The organism is Leisingera daeponensis DSM 23529 (genome assembly GCF_000473145.1).
Lineage (GTDB): Bacteria > Pseudomonadota > Alphaproteobacteria > Rhodobacterales > Rhodobacteraceae > Leisingera > Leisingera daeponensis.
Genome location: NZ_KI421500.1, coordinates 2,823,502 through 2,842,573 on the forward strand (window position 1 = coordinate 2,823,502; position 19,072 = coordinate 2,842,573).

Consider the following 19,072-nt stretch of genomic DNA (forward strand, 5'->3'; position numbering starts at 1 on the left):
TGATCAGACCCTCATGTCCACGCCGGTTTCACCCAGCCGTAGGTTTTGAATTACTGGTTCAGTGCCATCCGCCGAATCGGCGCCGCGCGGTCCTGTACCGCCGGGAGATACCCCGCCGTCACCCGCATCATCTGCGGACTGGCCGCCTGTCTGGCCGCCGCTGAATTCGAAGGAGATGTCCTCATACCCCATACGGCGGAATTCCTCCGCCAGTTCGTGGATATGGCGGCGCATCAGATCGGCGGTTTCCGGACGCTCTGTTTGGATGATCATGGTGATGCCCGTCTCACTGGCGACCACGCGCATTTTCACGTGGCCCAGTTCCTGCGGGTTCAGAGAAACTTCAACTTTCTGCTCACCCTTGGACGCAAATGCCTCGGCCAGTTGCGCCGCAACAAGGCGCGGTGTCTCCGGCCGGTGCACCGTGCCTGTACCGAAGGACGCCTCCGCCAGCAATTGAGTGAGTCCCGGCACCTCGCCGGTGAGCTCGAACGCGCCCGGCAGCAAGTCCTCGGAGCCCACCAGCAGTTCTGCACCCGCCGAACCTGCTCCCAGCCCGCCCGCCGCCAGCGGCTGAATCGAGGAAACAGCGGGCCGGAGCGGGTGCCCGGCCGGCGCTGCCGCGGGTGCGCGGAACTCTCGGCCCTTCAGTTCGCTGGAAATAAGCACGCGGCTCTCTTCAGCGTCTGCAGGTACATCATTGGTTAGAGCTGAGGTTTCCGATAGCGTTTTTTGTTCAAGCCCCTTTGACGCGGTCTGGCCGGCTGTCAGTGCCTGAATTATGCCTTGCGCGGCTGGCATGTTCGATTGCGCCGCGCCCTCCGTCCGGATGACAGCCTGCTGACCGTCTGCCTGCAAGGGTTGAGAACCGGGCATCGCCATTGCGGAACCCGGAACGGCAGGCGCCTGACCAGCGGCTGCAATGCCTTTGTTCACCTGTCCCGGGGCGGTGCCGGATTGCTGTTGCCCGGCCGGCGGTTGTGCATTGGCAACTAAGGCCGCCTTAACCGAAGCCTCCGCAGGCAAACGGGCGGTGCCTGAACCTTCGGTTCCTCGCCACACCTTCGACTCTGCGCTTTTCCGGACGCGCTCCGCTGTGTTTCGGCCGGAGGCAGCCTCCGCCTGAGTTTGCCCGGGAGCCTGAATTCGACCGGTTTCTTCAGATGTTTCGGGCTGGCCGCCAGCGGCTGCCGCCTGGTTTTGCACGAGCGGCGCACCGCCTGGCTCCCGCGTGCCGTCAGCAAGAGACAGAGCTGGCTGCCCCTCAACGGTATTTCCACGCGAAGGCCTCTCTACGCCGGGGACATGATCGCTCTTGGCCAGTTGCACTGCGCCGTCTGCAACGCTGGAAGAGTCCTGAGGATCATCATCACCGGCAGCTTCAGGATCGGAGTCCGGCCGCGCCTGCCCTTCGGCCGCTGCGGCTTCTTCAGAAGCTTGATCTGGAATTTTTTCAGAAGCTTGATCTGTACTGATGCCAGCCAGGCCTTCATTCACCTCGGCCTCGGCCTCGGGCAGTGCAGCTGCAAGCTCAGCCCCTTCGCTTGACGTCTCGGCCACGCTTTCTTCAGACCCGGCTTTTCCGGCTTCGGCCGCGTCTGTCTTGGCGGCTTGCGAATCGGTGCCTGCCTCTGCTTCCGCCAATCCGCTATTGCCTGCAACCGCTCCAGCGGCCGCGTCTTCGGTCCCGGATTGAGACGCGACAACATCAGCGAAATCATTGGAACTGGATGTTTTTTTAGATGACTCCCCGGTTGCGGTCGGCATCTTGCCAACAGAACCGGCTTCAAAGCCAAGGATCGAATTCATCATCATGATTGTGTTCCGGACATTCTATCTCGACCCGGACAGACCTATCCCAAAGCGGTTACGGCAATTTTAACCGGTTCCGGCGCAGTTTTAGAAAATCGATGAAATTCGACGTCAAACCGGAGAACCGGACATGTCAGATCTACTGCCCCCCCAGATGCAGACTGCATCTGCAGTTCGCCCAGTACGGCCCGCAGGCAGCGACCCGCTGCGCGAGGCTGCTATCGAACTGGAAGCTTCTTTTCTTGCGCAAATGCTGAAGTCCGCAGGCCTTGGCGAATCCCGCGAAGGTTTCGGCGGCGGCGCAGGCGAGGACCAGTTTTCCAGCTTTCTCATCCGCGAACAGGCCAACCAGATCGCCCGCGCCGGCGGCATCGGCCTGGCCGAATCACTTTATCACGCATTGAAGGAGACCCAAGGTGAGTGACCTGAAACCGCAAAAGCTCATTGATGAGCTGGACCAAATCCTTGACCGCGAGCGCACCGCCCTGATGGAGGGCGACCTTGGCAAGCTGGAAGGGCTTCTTGCAAAAAAAGAGAAGGTGATCGGCAAACTGAACTCTGTGTCAGAGCTGGAACGCGAGTCTCTGGCGCAGGTTCAGACCAAACTGTCGCGCAATCAGCAGCTGCTGGACAGCGCCATGGACGGCATCCGCTCCGTCGCGGCGCGCATGGCCGAACTGCGCCGAATCCGGAAGGGGCTGGACGTTTATGACCAGGCCGGACGCCGGAACCGCTACGGCACACGCAGCGGTGCCAAACTGGAAAAACGCGCCTGATGCAATTTTGGGAAAATTCTAAAAAACCAAATCCCGGCATTAGCACTCCTTTAGCAACTGATGGGCCAATGTCGCCTTGCACCTCAAGAGGGGTGGCGCGGAAGCCAGAGGGCGGAACGCACAGTCAGAAAGACGTCAATCAACGCCCCGCCGGGGCACAGAATTTAGGGGCTAAAGCGCCCCGCAGCTAAAGGAAAAAGCTATGACCAGCATTCTGACAAACAACGGCGCAATGGTTGCTCTGCAGACTCTGAAGACTGTGAACAACAACCTGGAAGAGACCCAGAACCAGATCTCGACCGGCAAAGAGGTCGGCATGGCCAAGGACAACTCCGCTGTCTGGGCCATTTCCAAGTCGATGGAGTCCGACATCCAGGCATATCAGGCTGTCGGAGATGCACTGGACTTCGGCGAGGCCACTGTGGCTGTTGCCTCCTCCGGTATGGAACAGATCGTCGAAACTCTCAAGGAAATGCGCCAGCTGGTGGTAGCCGGCGTTTCCGAGAACGTTGATCACGACAAAATCGAAAACGACCTGGCCAAGAAGCGGGAGCAGATTGACTCGATCATCTCCTCCGCGTCCTTCAACGGTGCGAACCTGCTGGACGTTAGCGGCGCAACTCAGCTGAATGTTCTCGGCGGGCTGGATCCGGCCAACGACATCATTCAGGTGAATCACATTGACGCGGCCGCAAGCATCTCCGGCGTTATGGGGAACACCCTGGATTCGGGCAATGCCACCACTATCCTGAATGAAATTGAAACCGCTCTGACCTTTGCTATCGACAGCGCGGCTCAGCTGGGTGCGGACAGCAACCGACTGACCGACCAGAGCTCCTTCGTGTCCAAACTGACCGACTCGCTGAAGTCGGGTGTCAGCACCATGAGCGACACCAACATGGAAGAGGCCTCGGCGCGGCTGAAGGCACTGCAAACCCAGCAGCAGCTGGCGGTGCAGTCGCTGACCATCGCCAACCAGGCACCCTCGACCCTGCAGCAGCTGTTCCGTTAACAGCCTGATCCGGGGCGCTTATGGCGCCCCGGTCTTCCCTCTCAGAGAACCTGAAGAATAATACGTTAGGAAAACACGTGAATGCCCTTCTGAAGGCGAAGAGTGCCTATTCGGCGGCAAAGACCCCGACCCGGACAGCAAAGAACTTTGAATACGAAGTGGTTACCCGCGTCACCCGCCGGCTGATCACGGCTGCCCAAAAAGGCAGCGACGGGTTCAATGAACTTGCTCAGGCGTTGAACGACAACCGCAAGCTTTGGTCGATCTTCACGGCGGATCTCGCAATGAAGAGCAACCCCCTGCCAGATGACCTAAAGCAGAATCTCTTCGAACTGGCGGAATTCACGCGACAACACACCAGCAAAGTGCTTCAGCGCAAGGCCAACGTCCGGCCCCTGGTGGAAATCAATACGGCCATCCTGCGTGGCCTCCGCAGCGGAGCTTCCTGAATATGAGCGGACTTGTCCTGAAACTTGCCCCCAAGGAGCGTGTCCTTGTGAATGGCGCGGTGATTGAAAACGGCGACCGCCGCAGCCGCCTGTCCATTGTAACCCCGGATGCCAACATCCTGCGCCTGCGCGATGCCATCCACCCCGAAGAAGCCAACACACCGGTGCGCCGGGTCTGTTATGCCGCGCAGCTGATCCTGTCCGGCGATGCCGACCCCGAGGAAGAGCGCCTGCCGATGCTGCGCCGCATCGAGGAGCTGAGCCAAGTGTTCACGGACCCGGACAGCCGCGCCTCGCTGGCAGAAGCAACCGACGCCCTGATCGGCAACAACCACTACCGTTGCCTGAAGGCATTGCGCACCTTGCTGGCGCGCGAAGACCGTCTGTTTGCAGTCCGGCCGTCATAACCTTCCGGCCGTTCAAGCCGGCCGCTGGAACTGCCCTTGCAGCCACGTTCGGCAACCAAGGTAAAGCGGTCACACAGGATGCAGTCCTGCAGCGCGAGACCGGTTTCAATTTTGAATAACACGCGCTGCGACCAAAGCGCCGGGGGCCTTATCAGCGATCCCCGGCGACTGGATTTTACGCCCGGCGCAACGGCCCGGAGGCAGGCAGCTCCGCAGCAGCTGTATTGAAACGCCTCGTCCAGGCGGGCACCGGCTCAGGGAATGCGTTGGTAGTCCGCCGGTTTTCGAGGCGGAAAAATCCCGAGCCTCAACAGCCTTTCCGCTGCTGGACGCTTCCCCACCCCGATCCGCACATCTGCTGTCAAAAGCCGCGCCGCGGGCCTGAGCCGGGCGACGGCTTTCACTTTTTCCGCGACAGCAAGCCGCGCCTCAGCGTCCCGCCTTGGCGCGGCGCAGCAGCAGCAAGAGGCGGTTGAAACTGCTGGTGATGCCCTCCGCATCCTCGCGCCCGAAAAAGGCATCCAATTCGGGCCAAAGCTTGACGGCCTGGTCAAGCACTGCGTCATTGCCCTCAGCATAAAGCCCGGCCCGGATCATCACCTCGGATTGCTCATAGGCGCCCAGAAACTTGCGCACTTCCTGGATGGCTGCGTTTTCGTCCGCCGTGGCCGCAGCGGGCAGGCTGCGCGACACCGAGCGCGACACGTCGATCGCTGGGAACCTGCCGCGTTCGGCAATTTCCCGGCTCAGCACGACATGCCCGTCCAGCACACCGCGCAGAATATCGGCAATCGGCTCATCCATGTCAGAGCCGGCCACCAGGACGCTGAAAACCGCGGTAATGTCGCCCTGCCCTTCGCCGCCAGGGCCGGCCCGCTCGCACAGTCCGGTGATCAGCGGCGTCACCGAAGGCGGGTAGCCGCGCAGCGCTGGCGCCTCTCCCGAGGCGGCAGAGATTTCCCGGTGCGCCTCGGCAAAACGGGTGACCGAGTCGGCCAGGAACAAAACGTTCTTACCCTGGTCGCGGAAGTGCTCCGCCACGGTCATGGCAGCCCAGGCGCAGCGGCGCCTGACCAGGGCCGACTGATCGGACGTCGCCGCCACCACCACAGCCCGGCGCATGCCCTCGGGGCCGAGGACCTGTTCGACAAAGTGGTTCACCTCGCGGCCGCGCTCGCCGATCAGGGCCATCACCACCACATCCGCTTCCATGGCTTTGGCCAGTTTGGCCAGCAGTGAGGACTTCCCCACCCCGGAGCCCGCAAAAAGGCCCACGCGCTGGCCGCGCACGATCGGAAGAATCGTATTCAGCAGAGCCTGTCCGGTGGGCAGCCGGTCCCCCATGCCGCGCCGCCCGGCGGCCTTAGGCGGGGCCGCCATCAGATCCCGTGGTACAGATCCTGGCAGCATCGGGCGGCCGTCCAGCGGCTCGCCAAAGGGATCGATCACCCGGCCGATCCAATGATCGCTGGGCGCGAACTCCGGCGAAGGATGCAGCAGAACCGCATCGCCAATGGCGGCGCCATCGGGAGCGCGGTCAGGCAACATACTTATGTTATTTCCTTTGATCTTAAGGACTTCTCCATGCAGCTCATCCCCGGGACCGCGGCGCAGCACCAGCCGGTCACCGATCCGGGCAGCTGATGCAAGGCCGCTGATTTCTATCTCTCCGCCCGCGATCCCAGTCACCCGGCCCATCTGCGTTGCCAGGCGCGTGCTGGCAATTTGACGGGTCAGTGCTTGCAGCTCTGCTTTCATGGCGCGGTCTCCCTTGGTGTCCTGAAAACAATTTCTAAAGGAATCGGGGTTAAGCCTTGATTGAAATCGATCAAGGGAGAAGCCCTGGTGTTCACAGAATTGAACGTATTCAAAATTGCCTATTCCATGGCGACCCATGCCGGCAAGCGCCAGGCACTGGTAGCCCAGAATATCGCCAACGCCGATACGCCCGGTTACCACGCCAAGGATATCAAGCCCTTTACGGAAGTCTTTGCCGCAGGCGCCCGCCAAAGCAGCATGAGCGCCACCCGCGGCAGCCATTTGAATGGCACCGCAGGCAGCAAGATGGACTGGGCGGTTATATCCGACGAGACCGGCAGCGACCCCAATGGCAACTCGGTTTCCGTTGAGGCGGAGCTGCTGAAAGGCGTTGATACAGAACGCCAGCACAAGCGTGCCATGGCTATCTACAAATCCTCCATGAACATCCTGCGCGCCAGCCTGGGCAAAACCTGAGGAGGTATGAGAGATGAGTGAATTTTCCAAAGCCCTGTCCGTCACCGCCAGCGGCCTCAAGGCGCAAGCCGCACGCCTGCGCCATGTGTCTGAGAACATTTCCAACGCCGATACGCCGGGATACCGCCGCAAGGCAGTGCCCTTCGAATCGGTGCGCGAGCTGCGGACAGACGTGGAGCATGTGCGCACCGGCCGGGTTACCCTGGATCGCAGCGAGCTGGAAAAAGTCTACGACCCGTCGCATCCGCTGGCTGACGAAAGCGGGCATTTCGAAGGCTCCAACGTTGATCTGATGATCGAGATCGCCGACGCCCGCGAAGCCCAGCGTAGCTATGAGGCCAACCTGAAAATGTTCGAGCAGACCCGGTCCATGTCAGCCTCGCTGATGGAACTTTTGAGACGCTAACTGAAATTTATTGGAGATCCAGAATGGATATTCGCAGCCTTTCCGCCGCCAGCGGCTATGCCGCCGCCCGTCCCGCCACCAAAGCTGACCCCAATCACGAAAGCACCGGTGCCGGCGCCCAGCTGAAGCAGAGCTTTGAAGACTTCACCACGACCCTGCAAAACAGCGAGCAGGTCTCGGTGCAGGCGATGACGTCGCAAGCTGACCCGCATGCGCTGGTACAGGCTCTGGCGCAGACTGAACTGGCGGTCGAAACCGCCGTCACCGTGCGCAACAAGGTCGTCGAGGCCTATCAGGAAATCCTGAGGATGCCGGTCTGAGCCATGATGAGCGAAAGCCTCTTCTATGACACGCTGCGCCAGGCGCTGTGGGCCGCTGTCACCATGTCGACGCCAATCCTGGTCGTCGCGCTGGTGGTCGGCCTGACCATCGGCCTGTTTCAGGCCCTGACCTCGGTGCAGGAAATGACCCTGACTTTCGTGCCCAAGCTGACAGCGATCCTGGTCGTGTTCTGGATGACCATGGGATTCATGACACAAACCCTGGTGGCCTTTTTCGACGGCCACGTTGTTCCAATGATTGCCGGAGGCTCGTAATGGGAACCGCAGGTTACGCCACGATTTCACGCCAGTCAGGCCTGATGCGGGAAATGCGCGTCATTGCCAACAACATCGCAAACTCCGCCACAACCGGATACCGCCAGGAAGGGCTGATCTTCTCGGAATTCGTGCAGTCCTCGCCTGGCCAGCCGTCCGTGTCGATGTCGCGTGCCAATATCTTCAACACCTCGATGGAGCAAGGCCAGCTGACCAATACTGGCGGCACATTCGATTTTGCGATCGAAGGGGACGGCTTCTTTATGATCGAAACCCCGCAAGGGGAACGGCTGACCCGCTCCGGCGCCTTTTCCCCCAACGCCGCCGGTGATCTGGTGACCATGGACGGCTACCGGGTGCTGGATGCGGGCCGCGCGCCGGTCTTTGTGCCGCCGGATGCCGGCAAGATTGAAGTTGGCGCGGACGGTTCGCTCAGCGCAAACGGGCGTCTGCTGGGACAGCTGGGCCTGTTCAAACCGGTCGAAAAGCACACGCTCGTGCGTGAGGACGGTGTGATGTTCCGCGTTGAGGGCGACATCGAGGAGAACTTCGACTCGAAGGTCCTGCAGGGCTTTCTGGAAGGCTCCAACGTGAACGCGATTTCCGAAGTGAGCCGGATGATCGACGTGCAGCGCGCCTACGAGATGGGCCAGAGCTTTCTGCAGACGGAAGACGAGCGCATCCGCAATGCCATCAAAAACCTGATCAAGTCCTAGGAGAATCCAGATGCGTGCCCTCAAGATCGCAGCAACCGGCATGAGCGCCCAGCAGTTGCGGGTGGAGACCATCTCCAACAACCTCGCCAATATGAACACCACGGCCTACAACGCCCGCCGTGCCGAATTCGCAGATCTGCACTACCAGCAGATTTCGCGCGCCGGCACCGTGAATGCTTCGGACGGCACCGTGCTGCCGACCGGTGTTCAGGTCGGCCTCGGTGTGCGACCGGCCGCCGTTTCCGTGCATTTGTCCCAAGGGGCGCTGCAGCAGACCAACAACGACCTGGATGTCGCCATCGACGGCAATGGCTACCTGGAGGTCACCCTGCCCTCCGGCCAGTCCGCCTATACCCGCGACGGTGCGCTCAAACGCTCGGCCGAAGGGCTGATCGTGACTTCGGACGGTTTCGCAGTGTCGCCCGAGATCACCATCCCCGACGATGCCACCAGCATCTCGATCAATGCCGAGGGTGAAGTTTACGGGTATTTTCAGGACTCTCCCGAAGGCCAGCTGCTGGGGCAGTTTACCCTGGCCAGCTTCACCAACCCCAAGGGTCTTGAGGCGATCGGCAGCAACCTGTTCACCGAAACCGAAGCCTCGGGCGCTGCCACTGTCACCACCGCGGGCGAAGACGGGCTCGGCACCCTGCGCCAGGGATACCTGGAGGGCAGTTCGGTGGATGCGGTGCGCGAGGTGACGGAGCTGATCGAAGCCCAGCGCGGTTATGAAATGAATGCCAAGGTCATCTCTGCTGTCGACCAGATGATGGGTGCAACCACACAGGTACGCTGATGAAACTTGCTCTTGCCTGCCTGACCGCCGCCGCACTCTGCGCCCCGCCCGCCTGGGCGGACTACCTGATCCCGCTGCGCACGATCCGCGCCAAGGAGATCGTTAACCCCGAAGATCTGGCCCTTAAAAACGGCGAGATCCTTGGCGCGCTGTCGGACCCGGCGGACGTCACAGGCATGGAAGCACGTGTCTCGCTCTACGCGGGGCGGCCCTTGCGGCCCGGCGATATCGGCCCGCCGGCCATCATTGAACGAAACGACCTGGTTACCCTGATCTTCCGTCAGGGTGTGCTGACCATCGCCGCGGAAGGGCGCGCCCTGGGCCGCGGTGCCGCTGGTGAAGCTGTCCGTGTCATGAATCTCTCTTCCCGCACGACCGTCACTGGACGGATCAAGGAAGACGGCTCCGTCGAGGTAAACTGATGACTTTGAAATTTCCCCCCGCCAAACCGCTGCTCTTCGGGCTGGCCCTCCTGGGTGCCTGCGGCCGGATGGATCACCTGGGCAAGCCGCCCTCCTTTACCCCTGCCAACGAGACGTCGGAGCATGTGGCGATGCTTTACGAGGGACTGCCCGCGCAGACCCAGAACCGGCGCACCGTTGACGGCTCCTCGTTGTGGAGCGGCTCGCAGCAATCGCTGCTTGGCGACCGACGCGCGATTAAACGGGGGGATATCCTGACGGTGGTGATCGAGATCGACGAAGAAGCGGAAATCTCCAACGACACCCAGCGCTCGCGGTCGGGATCCGAAAGCCTGAACATGCCTCAGCTCCTGGGCCTGCCGCAGCGGCTGGACCGGAAACTGCCGGAAGGCGCCACCTCGGCAGACGCGGTGGAGCTGGGCAGCTCCAGTTCCGCGGGCGGCAAGGGGTCCGTGAAACGCAGCGAGAAACTGGAGCTGCGGGTTGCAGCCACCGTTGTCGACGTGCTGCCCAACGGGGTTCTGGCGATCAGCGGGACCCAGGAGCTGCGGGTGAACTTCGAACTGCGCGAACTGCTGGTGACCGGCTATGTCCGGCCACAGGACATCAGCCGCCAGAATGAAATCACTTATGACAAGATTGCTTCGGCGCGCGTCTCTTACGGCGGCCGCGGCCAGATCACCGATGTTCAGCAGCCGCGCTACGGCCAGCAGCTGCTTGACGCTGTCCTGCCGTTCTGAGGGTCATTATGCTGTCAAAACTCCTGCCAGTCATCCTGCTGATCCTCGGAACCGCAGGCGGTATAGGTGCCGGCATCATGCTGATGCCCGCGCCAGAAGAAGAGCACGCTGCCGAGTCCGGCAGCGCCGCCGAACCCGCTGAGGAATCCGCAGAGGAAATCGCTGAAGACAGCGAAGAGAACCAGCGCGAATACATCAAGATCAACAATCAGTTCGTCGTGCCTGTCGTGGAGCGTGATCAGCTGACTTCGCTGGTGGTGGTGTCGCTCAGCCTGGAGGCCAAGCAAGGCACTGGCGAAAAAGTCAGCACCTTGGAGCCAAAACTGCGGGATGCCTTCCTGCAAGTCCTCTTTGATCACGCCAATATGGGCGGCTTCCGGGGCGCGTTCACCCGGTCTGATGTGCTCGAACCGCTGCGCACCGCGCTGCGCGAGGCGGCGCAGAAGGAGATCGGCAAAGGCGTGTATGACGTGCTGATCATGGAGATTTCCCGGCAAGACGTCTGACCGCCGCACAACAATTCAAACAAAAAAGCCGGCCTCGAAAGGCCGGCTTTTTGCGGAAAGCAGGTCTCTTGCGCTCAGCCTTCCAGCAGCCGGGCCATCTGCGCCTTGGCCAGCTCAGCCTTGTGCCGCTTGCGTTCAGCTGCGGCCATCGTTTCTACCGCATGTTTGCGGCCGAACGCCTTGCGCAGCTGATCCATGCTTCGCAGCTTTTGCGCAGTGGCCTTGGCCAGCTCCTGGTTCAATTGCCGCCGGGTGCGGGCATGCCATCCCTGCCATAGAAGATCCGCCCCCAAAGCCTTCATTGCATGATCGCCATCTGCCTGCTCGCGCGCAGCCTTCACCTGCTCGTTCAGTTTGGCCAACTGGCTGCGCAGCTCCGCTTCGCGGGCCAGAACGGGCTGAATTCTGGCGTGTTCCTGCATGTATTGCGCAGCGGTCACCGCTGCCATCTGATCCAGCATTTTCTGCTTCATGTGACCCTCCTTTTGGCACGCTTGCGCATTTCCTCGGCGAAACGGATTGCCGCTGCCACCGGCGCGTAGTGCTCTTCCAGAATTTCATCCCCGATCCCGATCGCCGCGTGGAGCGCCCGCGCGGTTGGCGGATCGCTGTGGATCGGGATCGCGTTTTCATTGGCAACCCGCCGGATCGCTGCGGCGATCTCATCGACCCCCTTGGCAACACAGACCGGTGCGGCGCCCGGCTCCCGGCTCCACTGCAGGGCAACCGCATAGTGGGTCGGGTTGACGATCACCACATCTGCCTTGGGCACATCAGCCAGCATTTGCCCCATCGCAATCTGCTGGCCGCGCTGGCGGCGCTGGCTCTTCATATGCGGGTCGCCTTCGGCATCCTTCATCTCATCCTGGATTTCCTTACGCGACATCATGTTCTTGCGGAGATGCTCGGCATGCTGAAAGGCGGCGTCAACGACCCCGATTGCCAGCGCAATGATGAGCGCGAGGAACAAGAACTCCATCGACAGCTGCGCCAGCATCAGAACCACGGATTGCGGGCCGGTGCCGGACGACGCGATCATCTCCGGCAGCCGGTGGGACAGATAAACGCCCAGGCACACCGAGTAGAGAGACAGTTTCACAAAGCTCTTGAAGAACTCGAACAGGCCGGCGCGCCCGAACTTGTTCTTCGCATTGGAAACGATCGAGATGCGCGACAGTTTCGGCTCCAGCTTGCTCGGGGCAAAGACCATCGCCCGCTGGCCGACAATGGACAGCAGCACAAGCGCAAAAGGCACAAGAAACCACGGCAGCACCGGGCGGAAGGCACTGCCGATGAAGCCGCCCACCGGCGCGGCCGCAGGACCTTCGAAAAACAGCGGCGCCAGCCGGTCCGGCTGGTCAAGGTAAGCCAGCAGTGCAGTGCCGATCCCCTCCACGCTGCTGCTGCCTGCAGTGTAAAACGCTATGATCAGGCCCAGATAGGCGGCAGCCACCGACAGATCAGTGGATTTGGCAACTTCGCCTTTTTCCCGGGCCTTCCGGAGTTTCTGCTCCGTTGGCTCGAATGACTTGTCTGAATCGTCGTCCTGGCCGCTCATGGCATGCCGCCCACAGGGTTTGCAAAGAAGGTCATCAAGGCGCGGGACCAGACATCCAGGATCACCGGGCTGCCGACCATCAGGATGAACAGCCCCATGAGGGTAATCACCGGCGCGCCGACCATCGCCACCATCAGCTGCGGCATCGCCCGGTTGATCACGCCAAGGGCGAGGTTATAGATCACCGCCGTGATCACAAAGGGCGCCGCCAGCGTGAATGCCAGCGAAAAACTCTGCGAGACCCGGAAAACGCCCCATTCCGTCAAGCCGGCGGCAACCGGAAACTCGCCTGCCGGAAACATCCGGTAAGAGCCGATCAGCAGTTCCGCCACCCGGACATGCAGCCCCATCATGGTGGCAAGGGTCACGCCGGAGATCATCAGAACAGCGCCAAGCGCCGGCATCGGCTCTGCACCGATGCCGCCCAGCACCTGCGACAGGGACGTGGCTTGCGCTGCCATCGCCCCTGCCGTCTGCAATGCCAGCACGAAAATCCGGACCCCGATACCCAAAGCCAGGCCGATGATGGCCTCGGTCACCGCAAAACGGGCGTAGGCGAACACGTTGTCCGGCTCGGGAAAGGCAGGCAGCGCCGGTGCCACGACAAACGTGAAGGCCGCGGCAACGGCCAGCTTGACCCGCGCGGGGACATAAAGCTCCCCCATTGCGGGCAGAACCGACACCATCGCTGCCACTCTCAGAAACACGATGGCGGCGTGCCAAAACCCTGCCCCCAGCATCAGAACCAGCTCCGGCGGCAGAAAGTCCAGGTTCATGCCTGCACCATGCCAACAAGGGCAGGCCGTGCCTCCAGTCCGATTTCCTCAAACGACAGCACCGGATTGGTAATGCCGCGCGACTTCAAAATTGTCCTCAGATACCGGCGGCGGCGCGTCGAGGTGACCACCGCAGCAAATACGCCCTGATCGGTGATCGCCGAGAGCTTGTCGCTCAGCCCGTCCGCAAGGCGGTTGAAGAGATCCGGCGGCAGCGCAATGTCCAGGCCGGCACCCTGCGCATCGACCTGGTAGGTCGAGAACTTGTCTTCCCATTCCGGCGCCAGCTGGACCAGCGGAATGGTCCCGTCCTCACGCTTCATCTCGGCCACCAGCTGGAAGCCAAGGCGCTGGCGCACATGCTCGCAGATCAGTTCAGGCTGTGCGACGTGCATGCGCGCTTCTGCAATAGATTCCAGGATCAAGGGCATGTTCCGGATGGACACCCGCTCCTCCAGCAACAGCCGCAGGACCGCATGAAGCGTGTCCATCGGCACCTTGTCCGGCACCAGCGAATCCAGCAGCTTGCGGTTCGCCTCGGAGCGGAAGCGGTCGGACAGCTGTGTCATTTCATCCAGCAGGCGGCGCAGGGATTTGAGCGTCAGCAAGCGGCTGAAGTTCTGCTTGATGACCTCCAGCAAATGGGTTGCCAGGATTTCCGGCGGCGTCACCACGGTGGCGCCGGCCAGCGCCGCCTGTTCCTGCGACTTGGCAGAAATCCAGCGTGCCGGTGCGCCATAGACCGGCTCCGTCACATCTGTGCCGGAGGGCAGCGCATCGTGATTGTCGGGCATCAGGGCCAGGACCATTTCGGGATGCAGCGTGCCGCGCACCTGTTCGACGCCCTGCACCTTGATCACATAGGTGCCCCGCTCCAGATCATGCTGATCGGTGAGGCGGATTTCGGGCAGGATCAAACCGAATGTGGTGGCGATGTGGGACCGCATATTTGCGATCCGCGCGTCCAGGCCGGTGCCCTCGTCCAGCACCATGCTGACCAGGTCGGGCGCAAACTCCAGATGCAGATCATCAAGATCCAGAATGTCGCCCAGCGGCCGCGAAACCGAAGCATCGGAGGCTTCCTCGATCTTTTCCTCGATCTCGGCTTCTGCATCGTCCCTTTTCTTCTTGGCCATCCGGAAGGCGGCATAACCCAAGACGCCGCCGCCGGTCACGAAGGGGAGAAATGGCAGGCCCGGCACCAGCGCAAACAGCACCATCAGCACGGAAACGGTGGTCAGAGCTGCCGGGTGGCGGCCGAACTGTTCGAACAGAGCAATGTCGGTGGCGCCAGTGGTGCCGCCGCGCGCCAGCAGCAGTGCCGCGGCGATAGAAATGATCACCGAAGGGATCTGCGAGACGAGGCCGTCCCCTACCGTCAGAATGGCATAGGTCTCGAACGCGCTGCCCACAGGCATACCGTGGACCAGAACCCCCATGATAAGCCCCATGACGAGGTTCAGCAGGGTGATCAGCAAGCCAGCAATGGCGTCGCCTTTGACGAATTTCGACGCACCGTCCAGCGAGCCGAAAAAGGTCGTTTCCTGCTGGTCACGTTCGCGCCGCTCCTTGGCAGTCTGGTGGTCGATGGCGCCCGCGGACATATCCGCGTCGATGGCCAGCTGCTTGCCCGGCATCCCGTCCAGGGCAAAGCGGGCGCCCACTTCGGCCATCCGCGCGGCACCCTTGGTGATCACCATGAAGTTGACGATCAAAAGAACCCCAAACACAACCAGGCCGAGGAACACGCTGCCCCCCATGACAAACTGGGCGAATCCTTCGATCACATCGCCGGCCGCATCGGTGCCGGAGTGGCCTTGGCCGATGATCAGCTTGGTGGACGAGACGTTCAGCGACAGGCGCAGCATCAGCGACGCCAGCAGAATCGTCGGGAAAGAGGAAAAATCCAGAGGTCTTTCAATGAACAGGGTGATCGTGAAGATCAGGATTGCAAGCGCAAATGAGGCCGCCAGACCGACGTCCAGCACCCAGGCAGGCATCGGCAGGATCATCATCACGATAATCGCCATCAGCGCCAGTGCCAGCAGCACGGTCGGGCTGAATAGTTGTTCCATCGTCAGCTTAGGCACAATTATGGCCCCACTTATTGAGTGCATTCAATTGGTTGGAAATCCCGCCAGAAGCCTGGCCCGGTTGCCTGATGGCTTGCCACTGCAGCAAGGGCGGAACGATCCGCAGCCGCCCGGATGCCGGGCGGGCGGAAAGCCGGGAGGCGCAGGCCGCCATCGCAGCGGCGGCTGACAGCGCAAACCGGTGCATTATGGCTTTGCAGAAAAATGTGAGACAGGCACTGGCGGCGGCCGTGGCCGCGCGTGCCGTGCGCGTTGTGTGCGCACTCAGCCCTTGCAGGCAAAGTTTTAATTTGTTTTCCGGCATTCTGCCCGTTCCAGATCAGGATTCACCCGCTCATCAGGTTACCGGCAGCCAGTTGACAAAGTGTTATCATCCAAACGCAAAGGCCGCCCCGGGCAGGGCGGCCTTAACGCAGTCAGCCTTGAGCTGGATTACTGTCTTTCTTCCGGAGCGTCCGCTGCTGTACCGATCTGGTTCAGCAAGTCGGCGATGCCGCCCCGCGTCCCCTCGCTGCTCTCCACCAGGGCGCGCGCATAGGCCAGCGGCGGCAGGCTTTCCGGATCCTGGGCGGTTTCGCCGATTTTGGTTGTGACAGACGCGACGGCCCCGAATTGCGCCCCCTCTTCCGGCTCGATTTCCTCTATCGCCCCCAGGTTTTCTGAGTGCCAGAACCCGCGGGCGGCTGCGTCTTTCTGGTTCTCGGCCAGCAGGTATTCCCCGGCGCGGCCGTATTCGCCGTTGCGCCACAAAGCCTCGGCGCGCAGGCGGTTGGCTTTGGAGCCATCCAGTCCCATCAGTTCCACCAGCGCCCGGTGCGGCTTGTCCAGGGCAAGCGCGGCTTCGGCCATCATCAGGCGGCGGGTTTCATCCTGCGGTGCCAGGGACAGCTTGTTGAGCAGTTCCTGAGCGTAGTCTGCAAACCCGAGATCAAGCAGCCGTCGGGCCACCGGCACAGCAACCGGGGCCGCCTCAGCCGCCGTAGCCCGGCCCGCAAACACCAGACCATACTGCAGAAAGGTCACATCATCCGCGCGTTCTGCCAGCAGCAGCAGCAACGGTTCCAGCGCTGCAGCCCGGGCCCCAGGTCCATCGCGTTCCGTCAGCTCTTTAAGCTCCTGAAACGCATCGTGGAACTGTCCTGTCAGTGCCAGCGATGCGACATGCGCCTTGCGCAGGTCTGCGCCAAGCTCCGTGTCCCGGTTTTCCAGCTCGTAGGAAGCAATCAGGTCCGGCACATCCGGCGACAGCGCTTTGCGCTCTTTCACACTGAGGGCAACCAGGTCGATCAGCGCGGCTGGAGCGTTCCCGGTGCGCTCCGCCACTTCGCTGGTCAGCTCTTCAGCGACTTTCTCAGTGTCGCCCTCTAGTTCTGCAATCGCCGCCTCGGCCAGATTGATTTCCGGCACTTCTTCGATTCCGGTCCGGTCCACGGCCCTCAGCACCGCTTCAGCGACATGGTGATCGCCGGCCTCGGCGAACATCTTGCTCAGCCGCGGCCCCAAATGCACCCGCAGGTGCGTGGGCAACTTCGAAAACGCTTGCTGGATCGCATCGGTGTTCGAGTTCTTTTTGACCGCGCCGTCGGCCAGCGCGCCCCAGAAAGCGCTGTTGCTTTCGCAGGCCTGCTGCCCCGAGAACGGGTTTTGAGGCGGAAGATCAACGCCATCCATCAGCAGGGCCATCGCCTCCAGCACAGCCGCATCCGCGCTGCCCCGCTCTGCGGCCGGAAGGATTTCCAGCATGGAGCGGGCTTCGGCACCAAAGCCGAAATAGAGATAAATCCGGGTAAGAGCGAGAACCCCAGCCGGGTTCACGTCGTCGAACTCCTGGACAAGCGCGTTGCGCAACGGTCCGATCTGATCGGCAAACGGGCTCTCATTGCCCCAGGTGTGAATTGCCACGACCCTGTCTGAAATGCAGTGCGCCGCCTCGTCTCGGCCCTCTGCCAAGGCGGCCATCAGGCCAGTTTCGCGGTCGATTGCCGAGGTGACAGAGATGTGGTCAAGCGGGTTCAAAGGCCGGTCCGAACGGCCCAGAGGATCGAGGCCGGCTGCAGTGCCGGCGCCAGGAAGCCCGTCCGCCGCAACGCTGACTAGCCCCTGGTTCGCTGCCCGTCCGATCTGCTGCAGCAACCGCCGCTCGGATTCCTTGACCACCGCAGCGCGTTCAGTCTCCTCCATATTGAGCAGCATACCGGCATCCGGCAGCCGCGGCAGCATAGCTGCGGCAACATCTTCCGCGGCCGCCGGGATGCTACTGCCGTCCAGCGGCAGAACCATTTCAGTTGCCGTCTGCTCTTCAGACCCAGCAGGTTCAGGTTCGGGGCCAGCCGTCCCGGCACGGTTTTGCGGCCGGACTGTGCGTGCCGGTTCAGACTGCCCGGCAACCGCGGCAGCCAGTTCCAGCGCCATCCGTGCGTCTGCCGCGGCCGACCGGGAAAAACTGAAACGGTAGCCGCCGCCCGCAACCGGTGTGGTGATCGGAAGAATGCTGCCCGCTGTGGTGTATTGCGGCTGCGGCGGGGGTTTGCCGCCATCGCGGATATCCACCACAAGGTAGCCGTTCTCCTGCACATAGGAGGTGACTGTGCACTCGCAGCCCAATTGCAGCCGCAGCGGCTGGCCGGGGCCGTTCTGTTCCAAAGATTGCAACCGGGTGCGGGGAATAAGGTTGAAGACGCGGGAGGTATCGAAAACCGCTTCGGGGGCATCAATGTTGACGGTCGCAGTGCTGCCGCTTTGGGTCAGCGACCAGTCCGCGCCGTTTGGCAGACGCATCACCAGGCGCGTGAACCCCTTATGCTCGCCGGAGCGGGTTACGATTGTCTGCGCCTGGACTGTGCCAGCCGTCAGAACAACGGCCGCCGCGGCAAATGCTCGCCAGATCATGCTGCGTCCTGTTTCACCGATTTGAGGGCTTCTTCCAGCTCCGAGAAGCCGGGACGGAAATGCGACGGGGTATTCTGGCGGCCGACCTCAATGCAGATCGCGGCTGCGTGGTTGTGCAGGTTGGCCACCAGCACTTCGCGGATCAGCTGGTAGAAATGCGCGTCTTCTTCGACCACGGCCTTCACCTTGCCCGCGAAGGGGGCAACAAGGCCATAAGACAGAAACACGCCCAGAAATGTCCCCACCAGGGCGCCGCCGATCAGTTTCCCCAGAACCTCGGGCGGCTGGTCGATCGAGCCCATGGTCTTGATCACGCCCAGAACCGCTGCAACGATCCCAAGGGCAGGCAGGCCATCGGCCATGGTCTGCAGCGCGTGGCTGGAGTGCAGCGCGTGGTGAAGATTGGCCTCCATCCGCTTTTCCAGCACCTCTTCAACCTGGTGCGGATCGTCATAGTTCATCGAGGCCGACCGCATGGTGTCGCAGATCAGGTTCACGGCTTCCTTGTCGCCCAGGATCTTGGGATATTTATTGAACACCGAGGAGTTTTCCGGGTCTTCGATATGCTGTTCCACCTCAACCGGATTGGCCCGGGCGATTCGGATCAGCGCGAACAGCAGACAGAGCAGATCGCGGTAGTCGTCCGGCTTCCATTTGGGGCCCTTGAATACCTTGCCGATGTCCTTGAGCGTGTGCTTGACGCCGCCCATGTCGTTGGCAATCAGAAACGCCCCGACAGCGGCGCCGCCGATCATCATCATTTCAAACGGCAGCGACTTCAGAATGATCGCCATCTTGCCGCCGGCCAGAAGGTATCCGCCGAACACCATGGCAAAGATCACCACAATGCCTACAATCCCGATCATAGGTCCACTCCGAATTC

Annotated in this window: 22 protein-coding genes; 14 read left to right on the forward strand and 8 right to left on the reverse strand. The window is 61.8% G+C overall.

What is annotated here, in order from left to right; all coding sequences use genetic code 11:
• Nucleotides 1-3: 3 nt before the first annotated feature.
• Nucleotides 4-1,815, reverse strand: coding sequence for a flagellar hook-length control protein FliK (gene fliK, locus DAEP_RS23645; RefSeq protein WP_084204440.1), 1,812 nt, complete (start codon nucleotides 1,813-1,815; stop codon nucleotides 4-6).
• Between the two features lie 151 nt (nucleotides 1,816-1,966).
• Between fliK and DAEP_RS0114335 the strand changes: the two genes are divergently transcribed.
• The 5 genes from DAEP_RS0114335 (at nucleotide 1,967) to flbT (ending at nucleotide 4,456) form a co-directional block, all read left to right on the forward strand.
• Nucleotides 1,967-2,236 (forward strand): rod-binding protein, encoded by a 270-nt coding sequence (locus DAEP_RS0114335; RefSeq protein ID WP_036760701.1) that lies wholly within the window; start codon nucleotides 1,967-1,969, stop codon nucleotides 2,234-2,236.
• Complete coding sequence (locus DAEP_RS0114340) at nucleotides 2,229-2,588, forward strand: flagellar export chaperone FlgN (protein WP_027245120.1); 360 nt, start codon at nucleotides 2,229-2,231, stop codon at nucleotides 2,586-2,588. The genes DAEP_RS0114335 and DAEP_RS0114340 overlap by 8 nt, the downstream gene beginning before the upstream one ends.
• A gap of 202 nt (nucleotides 2,589-2,790) precedes the next feature.
• A complete protein-coding gene (locus DAEP_RS0114345) occupies nucleotides 2,791-3,600 on the forward strand; it encodes a flagellin N-terminal helical domain-containing protein (protein WP_027245121.1) in 810 nt (269 codons plus the stop codon).
• Between the two features lie 77 nt (nucleotides 3,601-3,677).
• Nucleotides 3,678-4,049 carry a flagellar biosynthesis regulator FlaF gene (flaF, locus tag DAEP_RS0114350; RefSeq protein WP_027245122.1) on the forward strand — a complete coding sequence of 124 codons (372 nt, stop codon included), beginning with the start codon at nucleotides 3,678-3,680 and terminating at the stop codon, nucleotides 4,047-4,049.
• Nucleotides 4,050-4,051: 2 nt separating this feature from the next.
• Nucleotides 4,052-4,456, forward strand: coding sequence for a flagellar biosynthesis repressor FlbT (gene flbT / locus DAEP_RS0114355; RefSeq protein ID WP_027235787.1), 405 nt, complete (start codon nucleotides 4,052-4,054; stop codon nucleotides 4,454-4,456).
• 429 nt (nucleotides 4,457-4,885) lie between these two features.
• Here flbT and DAEP_RS0114360 read toward each other — a convergent pair whose 3' ends face one another.
• Nucleotides 4,886-6,214, reverse strand: a complete 1,329-nt coding sequence (locus tag DAEP_RS0114360; RefSeq protein ID WP_027245123.1) for a FliI/YscN family ATPase — start codon at nucleotides 6,212-6,214, stop codon at nucleotides 4,886-4,888.
• 87 nt (nucleotides 6,215-6,301) lie between these two features.
• Between DAEP_RS0114360 and DAEP_RS0114365 the strand changes: the two genes are divergently transcribed.
• Genes DAEP_RS0114365 through DAEP_RS0114405 form a run of 9 tightly spaced genes read left to right on the forward strand, consistent with a single transcriptional unit; the run spans nucleotide 6,302 to nucleotide 10,873 of the window.
• Nucleotides 6,302-6,691, forward strand: a complete 390-nt coding sequence (locus DAEP_RS0114365) for a FlgB family protein (RefSeq protein ID WP_027245124.1) — start codon at nucleotides 6,302-6,304, stop codon at nucleotides 6,689-6,691.
• A 13-nt stretch (nucleotides 6,692-6,704) separates the two neighbouring features.
• Nucleotides 6,705-7,097, forward strand: a complete 393-nt coding sequence (flgC, locus tag DAEP_RS0114370) for a flagellar basal body rod protein FlgC (protein WP_008557099.1) — start codon at nucleotides 6,705-6,707, stop codon at nucleotides 7,095-7,097.
• Nucleotides 7,098-7,120: 23 nt separating this feature from the next.
• Nucleotides 7,121-7,417 (forward strand): flagellar hook-basal body complex protein FliE, encoded by a 297-nt coding sequence (gene fliE / locus DAEP_RS0114375; protein WP_027245125.1) that lies wholly within the window; start codon nucleotides 7,121-7,123, stop codon nucleotides 7,415-7,417.
• 3 nt (nucleotides 7,418-7,420) lie between these two features.
• The gene (locus DAEP_RS0114380) at nucleotides 7,421-7,693 is read left to right on the forward strand and encodes a flagellar biosynthetic protein FliQ (protein ID WP_008557586.1); all 273 of its coding nucleotides are present in this window, start codon (nucleotides 7,421-7,423) and stop codon (nucleotides 7,691-7,693) included.
• Nucleotides 7,693-8,409: a flagellar hook-basal body complex protein gene (locus DAEP_RS0114385; RefSeq protein ID WP_008556787.1), complete on the forward strand. Its 717-nt coding sequence runs from the start codon at nucleotides 7,693-7,695 to the stop codon at nucleotides 8,407-8,409. The genes DAEP_RS0114380 and DAEP_RS0114385 overlap by 1 nt, the downstream gene beginning before the upstream one ends.
• A gap of 10 nt (nucleotides 8,410-8,419) precedes the next feature.
• Entirely contained in the window at nucleotides 8,420-9,205 is a 786-nt protein-coding gene (gene flgG / locus DAEP_RS0114390; RefSeq protein WP_008553363.1) for a flagellar basal-body rod protein FlgG, read from the forward strand.
• Nucleotides 9,205-9,627: a flagellar basal body P-ring formation chaperone FlgA gene (gene flgA / locus DAEP_RS0114395; RefSeq protein WP_008554633.1), complete on the forward strand. Its 423-nt coding sequence runs from the start codon at nucleotides 9,205-9,207 to the stop codon at nucleotides 9,625-9,627. Before flgG ends, flgA begins: the two co-directional genes overlap by 1 nt.
• Nucleotides 9,627-10,367, forward strand: coding sequence for a flagellar basal body L-ring protein FlgH (gene flgH, locus DAEP_RS0114400; RefSeq protein ID WP_027245126.1), 741 nt, complete (start codon nucleotides 9,627-9,629; stop codon nucleotides 10,365-10,367). Before flgA ends, flgH begins: the two co-directional genes overlap by 1 nt.
• Before the next feature lie 8 nt (nucleotides 10,368-10,375).
• Nucleotides 10,376-10,873: a flagellar basal body-associated FliL family protein gene (locus DAEP_RS0114405; protein WP_027245127.1), complete on the forward strand. Its 498-nt coding sequence runs from the start codon at nucleotides 10,376-10,378 to the stop codon at nucleotides 10,871-10,873.
• 74 nt (nucleotides 10,874-10,947) lie between these two features.
• Here DAEP_RS0114405 and DAEP_RS0114410 read toward each other — a convergent pair whose 3' ends face one another.
• The 6 genes from DAEP_RS0114410 to motA form a co-directional block, all read right to left on the reverse strand.
• Nucleotides 10,948-11,346: a hypothetical protein gene (locus DAEP_RS0114410; RefSeq protein ID WP_008558029.1), complete on the reverse strand. Its 399-nt coding sequence runs from the start codon at nucleotides 11,344-11,346 to the stop codon at nucleotides 10,948-10,950.
• A complete protein-coding gene (flhB, locus tag DAEP_RS0114415; protein WP_027245128.1) occupies nucleotides 11,343-12,431 on the reverse strand; it encodes a flagellar type III secretion system protein FlhB in 1,089 nt (362 codons plus the stop codon). Before flhB ends, DAEP_RS0114410 begins: the two co-directional genes overlap by 4 nt.
• Nucleotides 12,428-13,207, reverse strand: a complete 780-nt coding sequence (locus DAEP_RS0114420; RefSeq protein ID WP_008557685.1) for a flagellar biosynthetic protein FliR — start codon at nucleotides 13,205-13,207, stop codon at nucleotides 12,428-12,430. Before DAEP_RS0114420 ends, flhB begins: the two co-directional genes overlap by 4 nt.
• A complete protein-coding gene (gene flhA / locus DAEP_RS0114425; protein WP_425411770.1) occupies nucleotides 13,204-15,282 on the reverse strand; it encodes a flagellar biosynthesis protein FlhA in 2,079 nt (692 codons plus the stop codon). Before flhA ends, DAEP_RS0114420 begins: the two co-directional genes overlap by 4 nt.
• A gap of 450 nt (nucleotides 15,283-15,732) precedes the next feature.
• The gene (locus tag DAEP_RS0114430; protein ID WP_027245130.1) at nucleotides 15,733-18,189 is read right to left on the reverse strand and encodes a hypothetical protein; all 2,457 of its coding nucleotides are present in this window, start codon (nucleotides 18,187-18,189) and stop codon (nucleotides 15,733-15,735) included.
• Nucleotides 18,186-19,055: a flagellar motor stator protein MotA gene (gene motA / locus DAEP_RS0114435; RefSeq protein WP_008553318.1), complete on the reverse strand. Its 870-nt coding sequence runs from the start codon at nucleotides 19,053-19,055 to the stop codon at nucleotides 18,186-18,188. The genes DAEP_RS0114430 and motA overlap by 4 nt, the downstream gene beginning before the upstream one ends.
• Nucleotides 19,056-19,072: the final 17 nt, after the last annotated feature.